Here is a 15,787-nt window from a genome sequence, read left to right on the forward strand (position 1 = left end):
TTTGAAATACAAAACGCCCGATGCGGTGCATCGGGCGTTAGGGTGAAACAGGTGTAAACCTATTTCAGGACTAGACAGTGGAATTTGACCCGCAGGCCTCAATAAATAAGTTGCGTGACAGATAATCTGTCGCAGAACCGGCCAGCGCTTTCCCAGTCTTACGTACAGGCCCTTACCCGCAATGAGGTAAAGCATGAAATCGCGCATCTGGCGTTTGGCCGGTGTTGGTTTGCTGTGTGTCAGTGTCTGCGTGCAAACGATGGCCGATGAACCGCAAAACCGTGGCCATGATGGCGGGCAACACGGCCAGGATGGGCATCAGGGCGATAACCAGGGCCATGGCAGCAACCAGCCGCATCCGCAAAACGGCCAGCCGCAGAACCAGCCCCGTGCGCAGAAAAACGACAACCGCCAGTACGATCACAACAGCCAGAATCAACGTCAGAACAATGACCAGAGGCAGAACCGTCCAGCGCCGGATTTCAACAGCCAGGTGCGCTCGCCGCTACCTATGCCGCAGATGCCGGCCACTGACATGCCAATCCAGCCCCGGCCCGACACCGTGCGCCAGACCCAGCAGCCGCAGCGCGGTTACTACCAGGACCATCCACGTCGCAACGATTACAACCAGCGCTGGAATGGCTACACAGTCGCACCGTCCTATGACAATCACGGGCAGGGGCGCCCGAGTGGCTATGGTTACGGCTGGGGACCAGGCCCCAGGTATCGCCCCGGCCAGGTGATCGACCGCTTCCCCGAGCGCAACTACCGCGTGCCTTACCGTGGCATGGACTACTACTATTCCGGTGGCTACTGGTATCGCCCGCTGGGCCCCCGTTATGAGGTGGTAGAGCCGCCGCGCGGGATTCGCGTCAGATACCTGCCCGATTACGCCCAGCAAGTGTGGATAGGCGGGGTGCTGTTATTCGTGGCGGCCGGTTCGTATTACGCCTATCAGGAAAGCACTCAGGACTACGTTGTGGTCGAGCCGCCGGTTGGCCAATCGCAGTCGCAACCACCAGCCGGCAACAGTGGTTATGACGTGGAGGCGTATCCAGCCAACGGTCAGTCGCCGGAGCAGGTCAGTCGGGATGGCTACGAGTGTTATCAATACGCGGTGCAGCAGAGTGGTTTCGATCCACGAACCGCCACCTACCAGCCAGATCCGTCGGTGGTGCAAGCCTACCGACAGGCCCAGGGCAACTGCTTGAGCAGTCGCGGTTATCAGGTGACTTACTGATCCCGGGCGGCTTTGACCACTTCCTGCGGGTCGGCGTGCACCAGCACTTCGGCCCGCGGGTAGGCGCTGTGAATCGCCGCGGCAGCCTGATCGCTGATGCCGTGGGCAACGGATAACGTCAGCTCCCCCGGCAACTCCAGATGCAACTGCACAAACCACTGGTTGCCGGAGATCCGCGTGCGCAGGTCATGGGCACCCAGCACACCGGGCACGCTGCACGCCAATTCCAGCATGTGCTGGCTGACCTCCGGCGGCAGTTCTTCATCCATCAACACCGCGAAGCTCTCCCGGGCGATCTGCACTGCGCTCCACAGAATGTAGGCGGCGATTCCCAGACCAAACCAGGGGTCGACCTGATGCAGGCCAAACCCGGCCAACACCAGCGCGATCAGAATACTGCCGTTGAGCAGCATGTCCGAGCGGTAGTGCAGGGAGTCGGCGCGCACCGCATTGGAGCCGGTGGCCTTGACCACCCGATGTTGAAACATCAACAACGCCAGGGTCAGCACGAGGGAGAACACAATCACGCCGATACTGATCCACGGCGCGCCGACCGGTTCGGGATGTTTGAGCCGATCATAAGCCTGCAATGCAATCAGCACCGCACTGCCGCCAATGAACAATGCCTGGGCCATGCCCGCCAACGACTCGGCCTTGCCGTGCCCGTAGCGGTGATCATTGTCGGCGGGGCGCAGGGCGTAATGCACCGCCAGCAGGTTGAGCAATGACGTGACGCCGTCGAGTGTCGAGTCGGTGAGCCCGGCGAGCATGCTCACCGAGCCGCTCAGCCACCAGGCGATGGCTTTGGCGACGATCAGGATGCACGCCACCGCCACCGAGGCACGGGTTGCCAGCCGCAGCAGGCGGGCGTGTTCGGAGCTGGAGGTCATAGGGGCCATCGTTCCTTGAAGAGTCCTTTCGCGCGTAGGGATTACGCGGCGGGCTGCAGGCCGAACATCGCCAGTTGCTGGGCGCTGCCCTTGCTTTGGATCAGGCGTGGATCGTCCAGCGGGAAGCTGCGGCCCAGTTCGCTTTCCAGAATAGTCTGCAACTTGCGGTTATCGACTTTGCCGTCGGGTCCGATGGCGTCCTTGAGTTTTTGCGGGTCGACCTGGGCGGTTTTACCCGGCTCGAAGTAAATCGCGCCGGTGGCGAAGTCCACGGCAAACGCGATCAGGCCGGGGATGATGTAGAACAGCAGACCCACGGCGTCGAGCGCGGCGATGGCCGGGTCAATCTTGCCTTCGATCTGGCCACGGCGATCCGGGTAGAAGATCGACCCGCAGGCGGTCACTTGAGTCAGCAAGGTTGCGACCAGAACACCGCCAATCAGGCGAAAGGGAGCACGCATATGAAATCTCCTGAGTAATCTCGAAACGAAACGTCGTCGGTATGAATTAAGACCCTGACGAACGCCTTGCAGTTCGCCGTTATACTCGCCGCTCTGTTTTGGAGCCAGCATGATTTCTTTGCCGATCGATGAAGTTTTACCCGCCCTGCGTGAAGCCCTCGCTACACGCCACGAAGTCGTGCTCGAAGCTCCGCCCGGTGCCGGTAAAACCACCCGCGTGCCTTTGGCCTTGCTCAACGAGCCGTGGCTGGCCGGGCAGACCATCCTGATGCTCGAACCCCGCCGGTTGGCCGCGCGTGCTGCGGCGGAACGGCTGGCCAGTGAGCTGGGGGAGAAGGTCGGCGAAACTGTGGGCTATCGCATTCGGCTCGACAGCAAAGTGGGTCCCAACACCCGCATCGAAGTGGTCACCGAAGGTATCCTCACCCGGCGTTTGCAGGACGACCCGGCGCTTGAGGGCGTGGGCCTGCTGATCTTCGACGAATTTCACGAGCGCAGCCTCGACGCTGACCTGGCCTTGGCCCTGAGCCTCAATGGCCGCGAACTGTTCCGTGACGATCAGTCGCTGAAAATCCTCTTGATGTCCGCCACGCTCGAAGGCGAACGCTTGGCCGGGTTGCTCGACGACGCGCCGATCCTGCGCAGCGAAGGGCGCATGTACCCGGTGGCGATGCGCTGGGGCCGGCCGTTTCAGGCCGGTGAATTCATCGAGCCGCGTCTGGTGCAGACCATCCTCGACGCCTTGAACGACGAGACCGGCAGTGTGCTGGTGTTCCTGCCGGGGCAGGCTGAAATCCGTCGCGTGCATCAGCAACTGGCCGATGCTCTGGGCGAAAGCACTCAGGTCCTGCTGTGTCCGTTGCACGGTGAACTGGACCTCGCCGCGCAACGGGCGGCGATCGATCCGGCGCCGCCGGGCAAGCGCAAAGTGGTGCTGGCCACCAACATTGCCGAAACCAGTTTGACCATCAATGGCGTGCGCGTGGTGATCGATGCCGGGTTGGCGCGGGTGCCGCGATTCGATCCCGGCAGCGGCATGACCCGTCTCGACACCCAGCGCATTTCCAAGGCCAGCGCCACCCAGCGCGCGGGCCGGGCCGGGCGTCTGGAACCGGGCGTATGTTATCGCTTGTGGTCACAGGACCAGCACGAGCAACTGGCGGCCTATGGCAGTGCGGAAATCCTTTCGGCGGACCTCGCCGGGCTGGCCTTGCAGCTGGGGCGCTGGGGTGTGACGCCGGGGCAACTGGTGTGGCTCGACGTGCCGCCAGCCGCCGCATATGCGCAGGCCCAGGACTTGCTTGAACGCTTGGGCGCACTCGATGGTGAAGCGCTGACCCGTCACGGTCAGGCCATGGCCGAACTGCCGGCGCATCCGCGTATCGCCCATTTGCTGTTGCGCGGCCAGGTGCTGGGTCTGGCGGACATGGCCTGCGATGTCGCGGCGCTGCTCGGCGAGCGAGATATCTTGCGCGGTGCCGGGGCGGACTTGCACAGCCGACTGGTATTGCTGTCTGGCGAAGAACGCGCCGCACGTGGTGCGCAAGGTGGCGTGCAACGCGCACGGCAGCTGGCGCGGCAATACCGTGGTTACTTGCGCGGCAAAGCCTCGGAACCGGTCAGCGATCCGGATCACCCGCGCTGGCTCGGTGCGTTGCTGGCTTTGGCCTATCCCGACCGGGTTGCCCAACAACGGCGCGCCGGTGGTGCGGAATATCGCTTGGCCAACGGACGTGCCGCACTGTTTGCCGAGGCCGACAGCCTGATGAAGCAACCGTGGCTGGTGATCGCCGATCTGGGTAGTCGTCAGGGCCAGCGTGAAGAGCGGATTTATCTGGCGACGGACTTCGACCCGACGCTCTTCGATTCAGTGCTGGCCGAGCAGGTGCGCTGCGTCGATCAACTGGATTGGGACGAACGTGAAGGCGTGCTGCGGGCGGAGCGTCAGCGCAAGGTTGGCGAATTGATCCTCAGCCGTGAACCGCTCACCGGCCTCGACGAAAGCGCCCGCAGCCAGGCGCTGGTGAATCTGGTGCGGCGCAAAGGTCTGGAGCTGTTGCCATGGACCCCGGAGCTGCGTCAGTGGCAGGCACGAGTGGCGTTGTTGCGGCAACTGGACCTCGCCGGCAAGGGCGAGAGCGAGTGGCCGGATGTCAGCGATGCAGCGTTGCTCAAAAGCCTGGAACACTGGCTGATGCCGTATCTGGGCAAGGTTTCGCGGCTCAGTCACTTCGCCAATCTGGACCTGTCGAGCATCGTCCACAACCAGCTGCCATGGCCGTTGCCGCAACGGCTGGACGAGCTGGCGCCGCATCATTTGAGCGTGCCGTCGGGCTCGTCGATTCGCCTGGATTACAGTGAACAACCGCCGATCCTGGCGGTGCGTTTGCAGGAACTGTTCGGCCTGGCCGAAACCCCGCGCATCGCCGGAGGGCGGCAAGTGGTCAAGCTGCATCTGTTGTCCCCGGCGCGGCGGCCGGTGCAGGTGACGCAGGACCTGGCCAACTTCTGGCGCAGCACCTACGCCGAGGTGAAGAAGGATTTGAAGGGGCGCTACCCGAAACATTATTGGCCGGATGATCCGCTGGTGGCTGAGGCGACTGCGCGGATCAAACCCCGTAAATAATCGCCACAGAAGTTACTGTGATCGTTCAGCCTTGGCGGTGAGCTGTTCGCGGCAATAGTCAGCGAACAACTGCGCCGGTTTGGTCAGTTGCCCGCGCTTGAGCCATGCCGCCACCAGTCCGGAACCGGTGACGTCTTCGGCGATGTCCACGCACACCACTTTCTGCCCGTCGTACGTGCACTCCGAATGCGGTTTGGTCACCAGGATCGAGAACCCGAAGCCCTGGCCAACCATGCCCCGCACCATCTCGATCGATGGCGAGCTGAAGGCGATGCGTGGGGTCAGGCCCAGCTCATCGAACAGGCTGACGAAATAGGTCCGGCTCGGCTGCACATCCAGAAGAATCATCGGCTCCAGGCACAGGTCCCGCAGCGACACCTGCGCCTGCTGGGCGAAGCGGTGATCGGCCGGCAACAGCGCGTAAGGCCGTTGCGCCGGCATCAGCGGTTCGGTCTCGATGGTGCCGTCCAGGTCGTGTTCGTAAAGGATCGCCAGATCGAACGCACCGGAGGTCAGGCCTTGCACCAACTCTTGTTGCTCGCCGTCACGGATGCGGATTTCCACCCCCGGGTACAACGCCGAAAACCCGGCGATCAATTGCGGCAGGTACAGCGGCGCGACGGTTTCGAAACAGCCGATATCGATCTGACCGGACACCACGTCGTTGTCGGCCAGGGCGTTCTGCTCGAACTCCTTGGCCATGCGCAGCAGTTCCTGGGCCTTGCGGTAGAAGCGTGCACCACTGGGGGTCAATGACACGCCCTGTGCATGGTGACGAATCAGCAGTTGCACGCCGAAGCTGTCTTCCAGCCCTTTGATGGCCGTGGAGATCGAAGGCTGGGCGATGTACAGCTTGCGCGAGGCCTCGGCGACGCTGCCGCACTCGACGGTGGTGATGAAGTATTTCAGTTGACGCAGATTGTAGGCAGCCACAGCAAACCTCGGGGGAGAACGGATCAGGCATCCTGGCAATTTGCGCGCCACCCCTATCCGCTCGGGTAGCGATTTGTTGTGGTTGAACAATAACCACATGCTGCGCCAGAAGGGAGATTGGCTACGTAGTTTTTTCTTGGCCTGCGAACACATTTTTACTGGTTTTCCACCGCTCGGGCCTGAGCGACTATCCAATACACAAGAATGTCCTCTGGAGCATCCGAACGTGTTCGAGCTTGAGTATTGGCAACGCAAGGCCGCTTCCCTGCGGTTTCCCGACCAGGCCGTAATCGACGGCCAGCGCCGTGCGGCGCAGTCGGGGCAGACTTTCGCCGCAATCAATCCAGCCACCGGGCAATGCCTGGCCAACGTTGCCGCCTGCGGCGAAGAAGACGTGAACGCGGCGGTGCGCAATGCGCGGCAAGTGTTTGAAGCCGGCACCTGGTCGGCACGTTCGCCGACCGAGCGTAAACAAGTGCTGTTGCGCCTGGCCGACTTGATTCTTGAAAACCGTGAGGAACTGGCGCTGCTCGACTCGCTGAACATGGGCAAGCCCGTCGCGGACGCCTACAACATCGACGTGCCGGGTGCCGCCGGTGTGTTCCGCTGGTACGCCGAGAGCCTCGACAAACTCTACGACCAGATCGCGCCGAGTTCGCAGAACGTACTGGCGACCATCACCCGCGAAGCCCTCGGCGTGGTGGCTGCCGTGGTGCCGTGGAATTTCCCCCTGGACATGGCCGCGTGGAAACTCGCCCCGGCCCTGGCCGCCGGTAACTCGGTGATCCTCAAACCGGCCGAGCAGTCGCCGTTTTCCGCTCTGCGACTGGCTGAGTTGGCGCTTGAAGCCGGTGTGCCTGCGGGTGTGTTGAATGTGCTGCCGGGCCTCGGCGAGCAGACGGGCAAGGCCCTCGGCCTGCACCCGGACGTCGATTGCCTGGTGTTCACCGGCTCCACCGAAGTCGGCAAATATTTCATGCAGTACTCGGCGCAATCGAACCTCAAGCAGGTATGGCTGGAGTGCGGCGGCAAGAGCGCCAACCTGGTGTTCGCCGATTGCCAGGACCTGGATCTGGCAGCGGAAAAAGCCGCCTTCGGCATCTTCTTCAATCAGGGCGAAGTCTGCTCGGCCAACTCGCGGTTGCTGGTGCAGCGCTCGATCCATGACGAGTTTGTCGAACGCCTCAAGGCCCAAGCCGAACGCTGGTTGCCGGGCGATCCGCTGGACCCGTCGAGCGCAGCCGGGGCCATTGTCGACAACCGTCAGACCGCGCGCATCATGAAGTTCATCCAGCAGGCCGAGCAGCAAGGCGCGACCAAGGTTTGTGGCGGTCGACAGTCGATCTTCAATGGCTCGGACAACTTCATCCAGCCGACGATTTTCACCGGCGTAACGCCGGACATGCCGCTGTTTCGCGACGAAGTGTTCGGCCCGGTGCTGGCGATTACGCCATTCGACGACGAGGCCCACGCCTTGCAGTTGGCCAACGACAGCGTCTACGGTCTGGCGGCCTCGCTATGGACCGACGACCTCAACCGCGCCCACCGCGTGGCGCGACAATTGCGGGCCGGTACGGTGTCGGTCAACAGCGTCGATGCGCTGGACGTGACCGTGCCTTTCGGCGGCGGCAAGCAGTCGGGTTTCGGCCGCGACTTGTCCCTGCATTCATTCGATAAATACACCCAGTTGAAGACCACCTGGTTTCAATTGCGCTGATAACAAAACGGAGAACTGGCGATGACCACACCACGTGATACCCGCGACTACCAGGCCGCCGACGCTGCGCACCACATCCATGCGTTCGTCGATCAGAAAGCCCTCAACGACGAGGGGCCACGGGTGATGGTCCGTGGCGAACGCCTGCACCTGTGGGACAACGATGGCCGGCGTTACCTCGACGGCATGTCCGGGTTGTGGTGCACCAATCTCGGTTACGGGCGCAAGGACCTGGCCTTTGCTGCGAGCCAGCAACTGGAACAGCTGCCGTACTACAACATGTTTTTCCACACCACTCACCCGCAGGTGATCGAGCTGTCCGAGCTGCTGTTCAGCCTGCTACCGGGTCACTACAGCCACGCGATCTACACCAACTCAGGCTCCGAAGCCAACGAGGTGTTGATCCGCACGGTGCGTCGTTACTGGCAGGTGCTCGGCAAGCCCGAGAAGAAAATCATGATCGGTCGCTGGAACGGTTACCACGGTTCGACCCTGGCCGCGACGGCGCTCGGCGGCATGAAATTCATGCACGAAATGGGCGGCATGATTCCGGACATCGAGCACATCGACGAGCCGTACTTCTTCGCTCACGAGGGCAACCTGACCCCGGCCGAATTCGGTCTGCGCGCGGCCCGGCAACTGGAAGCGAAGATTCTCGAGCTGGGTGCGGACAAGGTCGCGGGCTTCATCGCCGAGCCCTTCCAGGGTGCCGGCGGCATGATCTTCCCGCCGGAAAGCTACTGGCCGGAAATCCAGCGCATCTGCCGCAAGTACGATGTGCTGCTGTGCGCCGATGAAGTGATCGGCGGCTTCGGTCGCACCGGCGAATGGTTCGCCCACGAGTACTTCGGTTTCGAGCCGGACACCCTGTCCATCGCCAAGGGACTGACCTCGGGCTACATCCCCATGGGCGGCTTGATCCTGTCGAAGAAAATGGCCTCGGTGCTGGTGGAACAGGGCGGTGTGTTCGCCCACGGCCTGACCTATTCCGGGCACCCGGTGGCGGCGGCGGTGGCGATTGCCAACCTCAAGGCCCTGCGCGATGAAGGCGTGGTGACGCGGGTCAAGGACGACATTGGCCCGTACCTGCAACAGTGCCTGCGGGAAGTGTTTGGCAAGCACCCGCTGGTGGGTGATATCCAGGGCACCGGCATGGTCGCGGCGCTGCAACTGGCCGAAGACAAAAACAGCCGCAAGCGTTTTGCCAACGAGAACGACATTGCGTGGCGCTGCCGTACGATTGGTTTTGAAGAGGGGGTGATCATTCGCTCCACACTGGGGCGGATGATCATGGCGCCAGCGTTGATTGCCAGTCGTGAGGAGATTGACGAACTGATCGCCAAGACCTTGAAAGCGGTGGATCGCACAGCGCAGGAATACGGCCGGCTCTGACTTTGTAGTGCTCTAGCGGGCCTCTTCGCGGGCAAGCCCGCTCCCACAGGATTTGTGTCGGCCGCAGGTTTTGGGCACGACATATGACCTGTGGGAGCGGGCTTGCCCGCGAATGCTATGGCCGATTCAACACATTTTTCATGTCTTGCACTGAGCTTGTGCATCCTCGCCATTGCCGCCTTTTAGCAGTGCGCGCTAACCAGTTTTTTCATCGTTCGCATCCACATATTTCCTCATTTTCCTAATCCCGCCCTTGGGCCAACATCGATCTCGCCAGCCCGCCGAATGCTGCCCGCCGAAGGGTCCCTCAGAGACCACAGGCAGCAGCCGATTCAGGGCTCGCCGTACTGCCCATGACAAAACTAAATCAACAGCTTTGGGAGTGCTCCATGATCAAGTCCTTGCTTACGCGCGTTGCCCATCCACTGGCGATCACCGCCATCGCCGCGACGGTCGCCACCAGCGCCCAGGCCGGCACCCTGTCCATCGGTCATACCACCTGGGTCGGCTACGGCACCCTGTACCTGGCCCAGGACCTTGGCTACTTCAAGGAAAACGGTTTGACCGTCGAGTTGCCAGTGGTCGAAGAAGCGGCGATGTACATGGCCGCACAAGCTTCCGGCGAGTTGTCCGGCTCGGCGTCGACCATCGACGAGGTGCTCAAGTACCGTCCGCAATTCTGCTTCAAGGCCGTGGCCGCGCTGGACGACAGCCATGGTGGCGACGGCGTGCTGGTAGGCAAGGACGTCAAGAGCCTGCAAGAGCTCAAAGGCCAGGCCGTTGCGGTGAACGAAGGTTCGACCTCGCAGTTCTGGTTGTCGTATCTGCTGAAAAAGAACGGCATGAAAATGAGCGACATCACCGTGCAGAACATGACGGCCGACGATGCCGCTACCGCGTTCATCGCCGGTCGTGTACCCGCTGCCGTGACCTGGGAGCCGCACCTGTCGATGGTGCGCGACAAGAAACAGGGCAAGGTGCTGATCGACAGCAGCAGCACGCCGGGGGTGATCGTCGACGTGGTGGCATTGAACTGCACCGTCATCGAAAAACAGCCGGAAGACGTCAAGGCACTGGTGGCTGGTTTGTACAAAGCCGTGCAGTACACCAAGGATCATCCGCAGGAAGCCTACAAAATCATGGTCAAGGGAGTCGGCGGTTATCTGGCCGATCCGAAGGAGCTGGAAGCCGCAGCACAAGGCGTGCGTTTCTACGATCAGGCCATGAGCGAAAAACTGCTGGGCTCGCCGGGCAAGCCGGGTGACAGCGCACCGCTGATCAAACTGGCCAACGAGACCGCCAGCGAGCTGCAAGGCAAGCCCTACAACGTCAGCAATGACGACCTGATCGACAACCGCTTCGTCACCCCGCTCTAGGAGGCTGCATGTTCAAGCGCAATTCATGGCTGAGCCGCTGCATCACGCCCAAGACCGGTTTGCCGGTCTCGGTGATCTGGAGCGCGAGCGGCCTGGCCTGGGTGCTGTTGGTCGGCCTGTGGGCCGGCTTGTCCTATGGTGGCGTGGTGCCGGGCATGTTCCTGCCGACGCCGGGCGCGGTGGTCGAGGCCGCCGTGCGCCTGGGTCGCGACGGCACCCTCGGCCAGCATGTGTGGGCCAGCGTCGAAGTGGTGATGGTCGGATTCATCGTGTCGTCCCTGGTGGCGGTGCCGCTGGGACTGTTGATGGGCAGCTTCCGCATCGTCCAGGCCTTCCTTGAGCCGCTGGTGAATTTCATTCGCTACCTGCCGGTGACTTCCTTTGTGCCGCTGTTCATCCTGTGGATCGGCATCGGTCTGGAGCAGCGGGTATCAGTGATCATTTTCGGCGTGTTCTTCCAGCAACTGGTGATGATCGCGGACGTGTCCAAAGGCATCTCCAAGGACCTGATCAACGCTTCCTACACACTCGGTTCGAACCGTCGTGATGCGGTGCTGCACGTGATCGCTCCGGCTTCCCTGCCGGGCGTACTCGACACTCTGCGCGTGACCATGGGCTGGGCCTGGACTTACCTGGTGGTGGCTGAACTGGTCGCCGCTTCCAGTGGCCTGGGTTACCTGAGCCTCAAGGCCATGCGTGGCTTCCAGGTGGATGTGATTTTCCTCGCCATCGCGATCATCGGCCTGCTGGGCCTGGTCACCGATCAACTGTTCCGTTTCCTACGTCTGAGGATCACCGCATGGGCTCAGTAACCGCCGCCACTCATCGTTTTGTCGCCCCTCAGGCTGCCCCGGTGAATGCACCACGGCTGCAAGTGGACAAGGTCAGCCTGCGTTACAAGAAGCCCGATGGCGGAACCTTTACCGCGTTACAGGAGGTGTCGTTCGAGGTGCCGGACCAGCAATTCGCTGTGCTGGTGGGGCCTTCGGGCTGCGGCAAGTCGAGCCTGCTGTACCTCACCGCCGGCCTGGCCGAACCGACCTCGGGCGAGATTTACGTCGGCGGCCAACAGGTGGAAGGCCCCGGTGCGGATCGCGGCATGGTGTTCCAGAGCTACACGCTGTTCCCGTGGCTGACAGTGCGACAGAACGTCGAGTTCGGCCTCAAGCGGCGCGGCATGCCGGCGGCGCAACGCAAGGACATCGTCGACTACTACGTCAACGAAGTGGGCCTGAGCGGCTTTGCCGACAACTACGCCAAGCAGTTGTCCGGCGGCATGATGCAGCGCGTCGCCATTGCCCGCGCTCTGGCCAATGATCCGCAGATCCTGCTGATGGACGAGCCTTTCGGCGCCCTCGACAGCCAGACGCGCCTGCAAATGCAGCAGTTGTTGCTGCGGGTGTGGGGCAACAGCAAGAAGACGGTGTTGTTCGTGACCCACGACATCGACGAGGCGATTCTGCTGGGTGACCGGGTGTATGTGATGGGCGCCAGGCCAGGACGGATCAAGCAGATCCTCGATGTACCGATCGAACGTCCACGCAACCTGGACATGGTCATGGAGCGCTCGTTCATCGAGATGAAACGCGAGATCTTCGGGCTGCTGCATGACGATCTGGAAGAGGTGCATTAAGTCCGGTTTGCACAGCCCCTGTGGGAGCGGGCTTGCTCGCGAAAGCGGTGTATCAGACAACATTGATGTCGGATGTACTGGCCTCTTCGCGAGCAAGCCCGCTCCCACAGGTTTTGTGTTGACTCAGGGTCAGGGCGCAGCGGGCAACAGGAACCGCGCAATCACCGGCAGGTGATCGGAGATGCGCAACGTATCGTCCTGCCGCACCATCGCTTCGACCCGTTTGATCCGCGGGCTGTAGAACAGGTAGTCGACGGTCCGGTCAGGGCCGTTCAGCCCGGGATCGTTCGGGTAATGGGTCAGCCAGCGTTCGCGGTCGATACCACTGGCTTCGTTGTTGCTCGGGATCATCGGGTACTTGTCCCACAGGATGTGCAACGGGCTGTCGGCGGAGTAGGGCGCTCGTTGTGCGTCGGACAGGCGTCGATACTGGCCCAGCGGCAACAGGTTGAAATCCCCACCGATCAGCCACGGCGTGCCACGGCTTTCGAGTTTATCGAGGGCCCTGGCCACGGCGTTCACCTGGTTCTGCAAGGTGTCGTCGGCTCGATTGGCGCGGTCCAGATGGGTATTGAGCACCGCTATTTGCCCTCCATCACTCAACGGCAAGTAGCTCACCAGCAAGGCGTCTTTGGGTTTGAATTGGCGACTGAGCGGATTGCCCGAGGCGATGGGCAGTTGCAGGCGTTCGGCATGTTCGATCTGGAAACGGCTGAGGGTCGCCAGTTGCCGGCCGACACTGCCGAAGATGTGCGGGTTCGGCACGAAGTCAGCCTTCCAGTCGAATGCGCTGGTGCCACACGGATACAAGTCGGCGAGCCGTTCTTGCAGCAGTTTGAACTGGCGCTGGTAATCGCTGGCCTTGGCGCCGTCGTCCAGTTCCTGCAACAGCACGATGTCCGGTTGTTCGTCGCGAATCACCCGCGCCACTTCGTCGAGGCTGAAGGCCATGTCTTCCGCTGTGGGGCGTTCGTCGGTGCCGGCGGCCAGGTCATTCCAGAATACGTAGCGCTTGCCGGCCAGGTACTGGACGTTCCAGGTCATCACCTTCAGCGCCTGCCCGGGGACCAGGATGGGGGGCTGGGCATTGCAACTGACTGATAACACTTCTTTGGCATCGGGGCGCCAGGTCAGGCTGTAGATCATTACGATGATCAGGCCGATCACGATCAGCAGGCCCAGCAGGGTGTAGCGCAGTAGACGGGTCATGGCTCGGCTTATTAGCGTTACAGGTTTGTTCCCGAGCATAACCGAGAGCGATGGTCGCGCCCAAGGTCAGAGCGAGTTGTCATTTCTCTCAGGCAGCGGGTTGATCAGCATGAACAGCCGGAACAGCACCACGCTGGTAAACAGCTGAAGGAAGCTGTGGGCACTGTCGATCAATAGTGAGATCACCGGGTTCTGAGGTTCGGGGTACGCCGCAAGTGTCACGCCCTTGAGCAGCCACAACGGTCCCATCACGCACAGAATGCACAGCAGGATGCGCAGGAAATGACCGCTGGTCAGGCGCAGGCTTTCCTTCATGGCCGCCAACGGCGCCAGGCCGCGCAACACCAGCAGGTATTCGCCAAACGCCAGGGTCACCATCAGGTAGATACCCGGCAGGAAATACAGCGACAGGCCCAGCAGAATCAGCACGGTATTGAGCGCCGTCAGCAGGGCGAAGCGCGGCCACAGGTAGGCGGATCTAGACAGCAGCTCGCGGTTGCTCGGCGATTCGCCGCGGCTGCGGGCGTCGAGAAACAGAATCAGCGCGGCGGTGTACAGCGGGTACACCAGCAGGCCGACAATCACGCTGATGCCGGGGAAACTGTCCGGCTCCGTGGAGTGGTCGACCACTTGTTGCAGCAGTGCCTCAAGCATCACCAGCGGCAGGCACAGCTGCACGATCTGGCCCAGATTGAGCCTGAAGAAATACAGGGAGTCACGCAGCACATCTAACGGATTCATCAGTTGGTATCGCAGGTTGGAAGCAGTGGCTCACTTTAACCGATCAAGCGCCGGGGGACGCAAACGTAAACGTTCGGTAAAGGTCATTGAAACATCTTGTTTCAGCCTCCATTAAGGTCGAGCACCTTATCCTCAGTGGATAAAGGCAACGATTTTCCCGGCAATCTACGAGGTCGCCATGAACAGCGAAGAACAAACCCTGATCGATGGACTGTTTTCCCGGCTGCAGCAGGCCGAAACGGACTCAGCCCCGCGCGACGCCCAGGCCGAGGCACGTATCAAGGAACACCTGACTCGCCAGCCCGCGGCAGGTTATTTCATGACCCAGGCGATTCTGGTGCAAGAGGCGGCGATCAAGAGCCTCGATGAGCAGAACCAACAACTGACCCGGCAAGTCCAGCAGTTGCAGGCCGAGCTGCAACAGGCCAAGGCCCAGTCAACCCCGGCTCCGGCTCCGGCGCCGAGTAGCGGTGGCTTTTTGTCGAGCATCTTTGGCGGCAGCTCTCGCGAGCCTCAACCCGCGCCAACCCAGAGCGCACCGCCGTCGAGCGGTGGCTGGCGTGAGCCGGGACGCTCGTCGTTCGGTTCGCAACCGCCACAGCAGAACTTCGGCGCCCCGCCGCAAAACTATCCACAGCAGGGCTATGCGCCGCAACAACAGGCTCCGGCAGCGGCCGGCAGCAGTTTCCTCGGTGGTGCGCTGAAAACCGCCGCCGGCGTGGCGGGTGGCGTAATGCTGGCACAAGGCATCAGCAGCCTGTTCCATCACAATCAGCAACCGGAAGTCGTCGAAGTCATCAAGGAAGAACCGGCCCAGGTCAACGACCAGGGCAGCAATGGCGGGGGCGATGACCAGCGGATGGCCGATAACGATTCCTGGAGCAACGATCAGGGCGGGTTCAGCGACGCCGACTACAGCGATGACAACTCATCGTTCTTCGGCGGCGACGACGATTCCTTCGTCTGACCTGTGGCGAGGGAGCGAGCTCCCTCGCCACATAGCCGATTATTCGCGGAACAATCCTTCGGGCTGGCATACTGGGCAACTTTTCGGGCCTGGTGCCTGATTCAGCCTTGAGGAAAGCCGGTGAAAAAAATCGCAGTGTTCGCCGATGTCCAGAACCTCTACTACACCGTGCGTCAGGCCTATGGTTGTCACTTCAACTACGCCGCGCTGTGGGCTGACATCAGCAAACAGGGCGAGATCGTCGAAGCCTACGCCTACGCCATCGACCGTGGCGACAGCAAACAGCAGCAGTTCCAGCAGATCCTGCGCAACCTCGGTTTCACCGTGAAGCTCAAGCCGTACATCCAGCGCAGCGATGGTTCGGCCAAGGGCGACTGGGACGTGGGCATTACCCTCGACATCATGGATGCCGCCGACCATGTCGATGAAATCGTCCTGGCTTCCGGCGACGGTGATTTCGACATGCTGCTGGAACGCATCATCAGCAAACACGGGGTGCAAGCGGTGGCCTACGGCGTGCCGGGTCTGACCGCCAACTCGCTGATCCGCGCCGCCAGTCGCTATGTACCGATCGAAGGCGCGTTGTTGCTCAAGAATTGATT

General features: G+C 61.7%; 14 protein-coding genes. 9 read left to right on the forward strand and 5 right to left on the reverse strand.

Translation table 11 applies throughout. The features are described from left to right. Window positions 1-193 precede the first annotated feature (193 nt). Window positions 194-1,240 carry a DUF6515 family protein gene (locus AC07W4_RS26035; protein WP_495034486.1) on the forward strand — a complete coding sequence of 349 codons (1,047 nt, stop codon included), beginning with the start codon at window positions 194-196 and terminating at the stop codon, window positions 1,238-1,240. Here AC07W4_RS26035 and AC07W4_RS26040 read toward each other — a convergent pair. Then, window positions 1,234-2,130, reverse strand: a complete 897-nt coding sequence (locus AC07W4_RS26040) for a cation diffusion facilitator family transporter (RefSeq protein WP_008052413.1) — start codon at window positions 2,128-2,130, stop codon at window positions 1,234-1,236. The two genes, AC07W4_RS26035 and AC07W4_RS26040, sit on opposite strands and share 7 nt — an antisense overlap. Before the next feature lie 41 nt (window positions 2,131-2,171). Then, complete coding sequence (gene pmcY, locus AC07W4_RS26045) at window positions 2,172-2,591, reverse strand: periplasmic Zn2+ metallochaperone PmcY (protein WP_008022979.1); 420 nt, start codon at window positions 2,589-2,591, stop codon at window positions 2,172-2,174. A gap of 109 nt (window positions 2,592-2,700) precedes the next feature. Between pmcY and hrpB the strand changes: the two genes are divergently transcribed. Further along, a complete protein-coding gene (gene hrpB / locus AC07W4_RS26050; RefSeq protein WP_495034487.1) occupies window positions 2,701-5,217 on the forward strand; it encodes an ATP-dependent helicase HrpB in 2,517 nt (838 codons plus the stop codon). A 12-nt stretch (window positions 5,218-5,229) separates the two neighbouring features. On the opposite strand, the gene AC07W4_RS26055 is transcribed toward hrpB, so the two are convergent. After that, window positions 5,230-6,150 carry a LysR family transcriptional regulator gene (locus AC07W4_RS26055; protein WP_495034488.1) on the reverse strand — a complete coding sequence of 307 codons (921 nt, stop codon included), beginning with the start codon at window positions 6,148-6,150 and terminating at the stop codon, window positions 5,230-5,232. A gap of 226 nt (window positions 6,151-6,376) precedes the next feature. Here AC07W4_RS26055 and AC07W4_RS26060 point away from each other — a divergent pair, with 226 nt between their 5' ends. From AC07W4_RS26060 to AC07W4_RS26080, 5 genes are all read left to right on the forward strand, one after another. Continuing rightward, window positions 6,377-7,867 carry an aldehyde dehydrogenase gene (locus tag AC07W4_RS26060; protein ID WP_495034489.1) on the forward strand — a complete coding sequence of 497 codons (1,491 nt, stop codon included), beginning with the start codon at window positions 6,377-6,379 and terminating at the stop codon, window positions 7,865-7,867. 21 nt (window positions 7,868-7,888) lie between these two features. Beyond that, window positions 7,889-9,259: an aspartate aminotransferase family protein gene (locus tag AC07W4_RS26065; RefSeq protein ID WP_495034490.1), complete on the forward strand. Its 1,371-nt coding sequence runs from the start codon at window positions 7,889-7,891 to the stop codon at window positions 9,257-9,259. Between the two features lie 389 nt (window positions 9,260-9,648). Continuing rightward, entirely contained in the window at window positions 9,649-10,635 is a 987-nt protein-coding gene (locus AC07W4_RS26070) for an ABC transporter substrate-binding protein (protein ID WP_495034491.1), read from the forward strand. Window positions 10,636-10,643: 8 nt separating this feature from the next. Beyond that, complete coding sequence (locus tag AC07W4_RS26075) at window positions 10,644-11,447, forward strand: ABC transporter permease (protein WP_007990681.1); 804 nt, start codon at window positions 10,644-10,646, stop codon at window positions 11,445-11,447. Next, the gene (locus AC07W4_RS26080; RefSeq protein ID WP_495034492.1) at window positions 11,435-12,268 is read left to right on the forward strand and encodes an ABC transporter ATP-binding protein; all 834 of its coding nucleotides are present in this window, start codon (window positions 11,435-11,437) and stop codon (window positions 12,266-12,268) included. The genes AC07W4_RS26075 and AC07W4_RS26080 overlap by 13 nt, the downstream gene beginning before the upstream one ends. A gap of 129 nt (window positions 12,269-12,397) precedes the next feature. Here AC07W4_RS26080 and AC07W4_RS26085 read toward each other — a convergent pair whose 3' ends face one another. Both AC07W4_RS26085 and AC07W4_RS26090 read right to left on the reverse strand, forming a co-directional pair. Further along, a complete protein-coding gene (locus AC07W4_RS26085; protein ID WP_495034493.1) occupies window positions 12,398-13,477 on the reverse strand; it encodes an endonuclease/exonuclease/phosphatase family protein in 1,080 nt (359 codons plus the stop codon). A gap of 66 nt (window positions 13,478-13,543) precedes the next feature. Beyond that, window positions 13,544-14,218 carry a YciC family protein gene (locus tag AC07W4_RS26090; protein WP_008052423.1) on the reverse strand — a complete coding sequence of 225 codons (675 nt, stop codon included), beginning with the start codon at window positions 14,216-14,218 and terminating at the stop codon, window positions 13,544-13,546. A gap of 178 nt (window positions 14,219-14,396) precedes the next feature. On the opposite strand from AC07W4_RS26090, the gene AC07W4_RS26095 reads away from it, so the two are divergent. Then, window positions 14,397-15,185 (forward strand): DUF2076 domain-containing protein, encoded by a 789-nt coding sequence (locus AC07W4_RS26095; RefSeq protein ID WP_495034494.1) that lies wholly within the window; start codon window positions 14,397-14,399, stop codon window positions 15,183-15,185. A gap of 120 nt (window positions 15,186-15,305) precedes the next feature. Further along, window positions 15,306-15,785: a LabA-like NYN domain-containing protein gene (locus AC07W4_RS26100; protein WP_007990686.1), complete on the forward strand. Its 480-nt coding sequence runs from the start codon at window positions 15,306-15,308 to the stop codon at window positions 15,783-15,785. Window positions 15,786-15,787: the final 2 nt, after the last annotated feature.

Source organism: Pseudomonas sp. GW821-FHT02A08 (assembly GCF_059422045.1).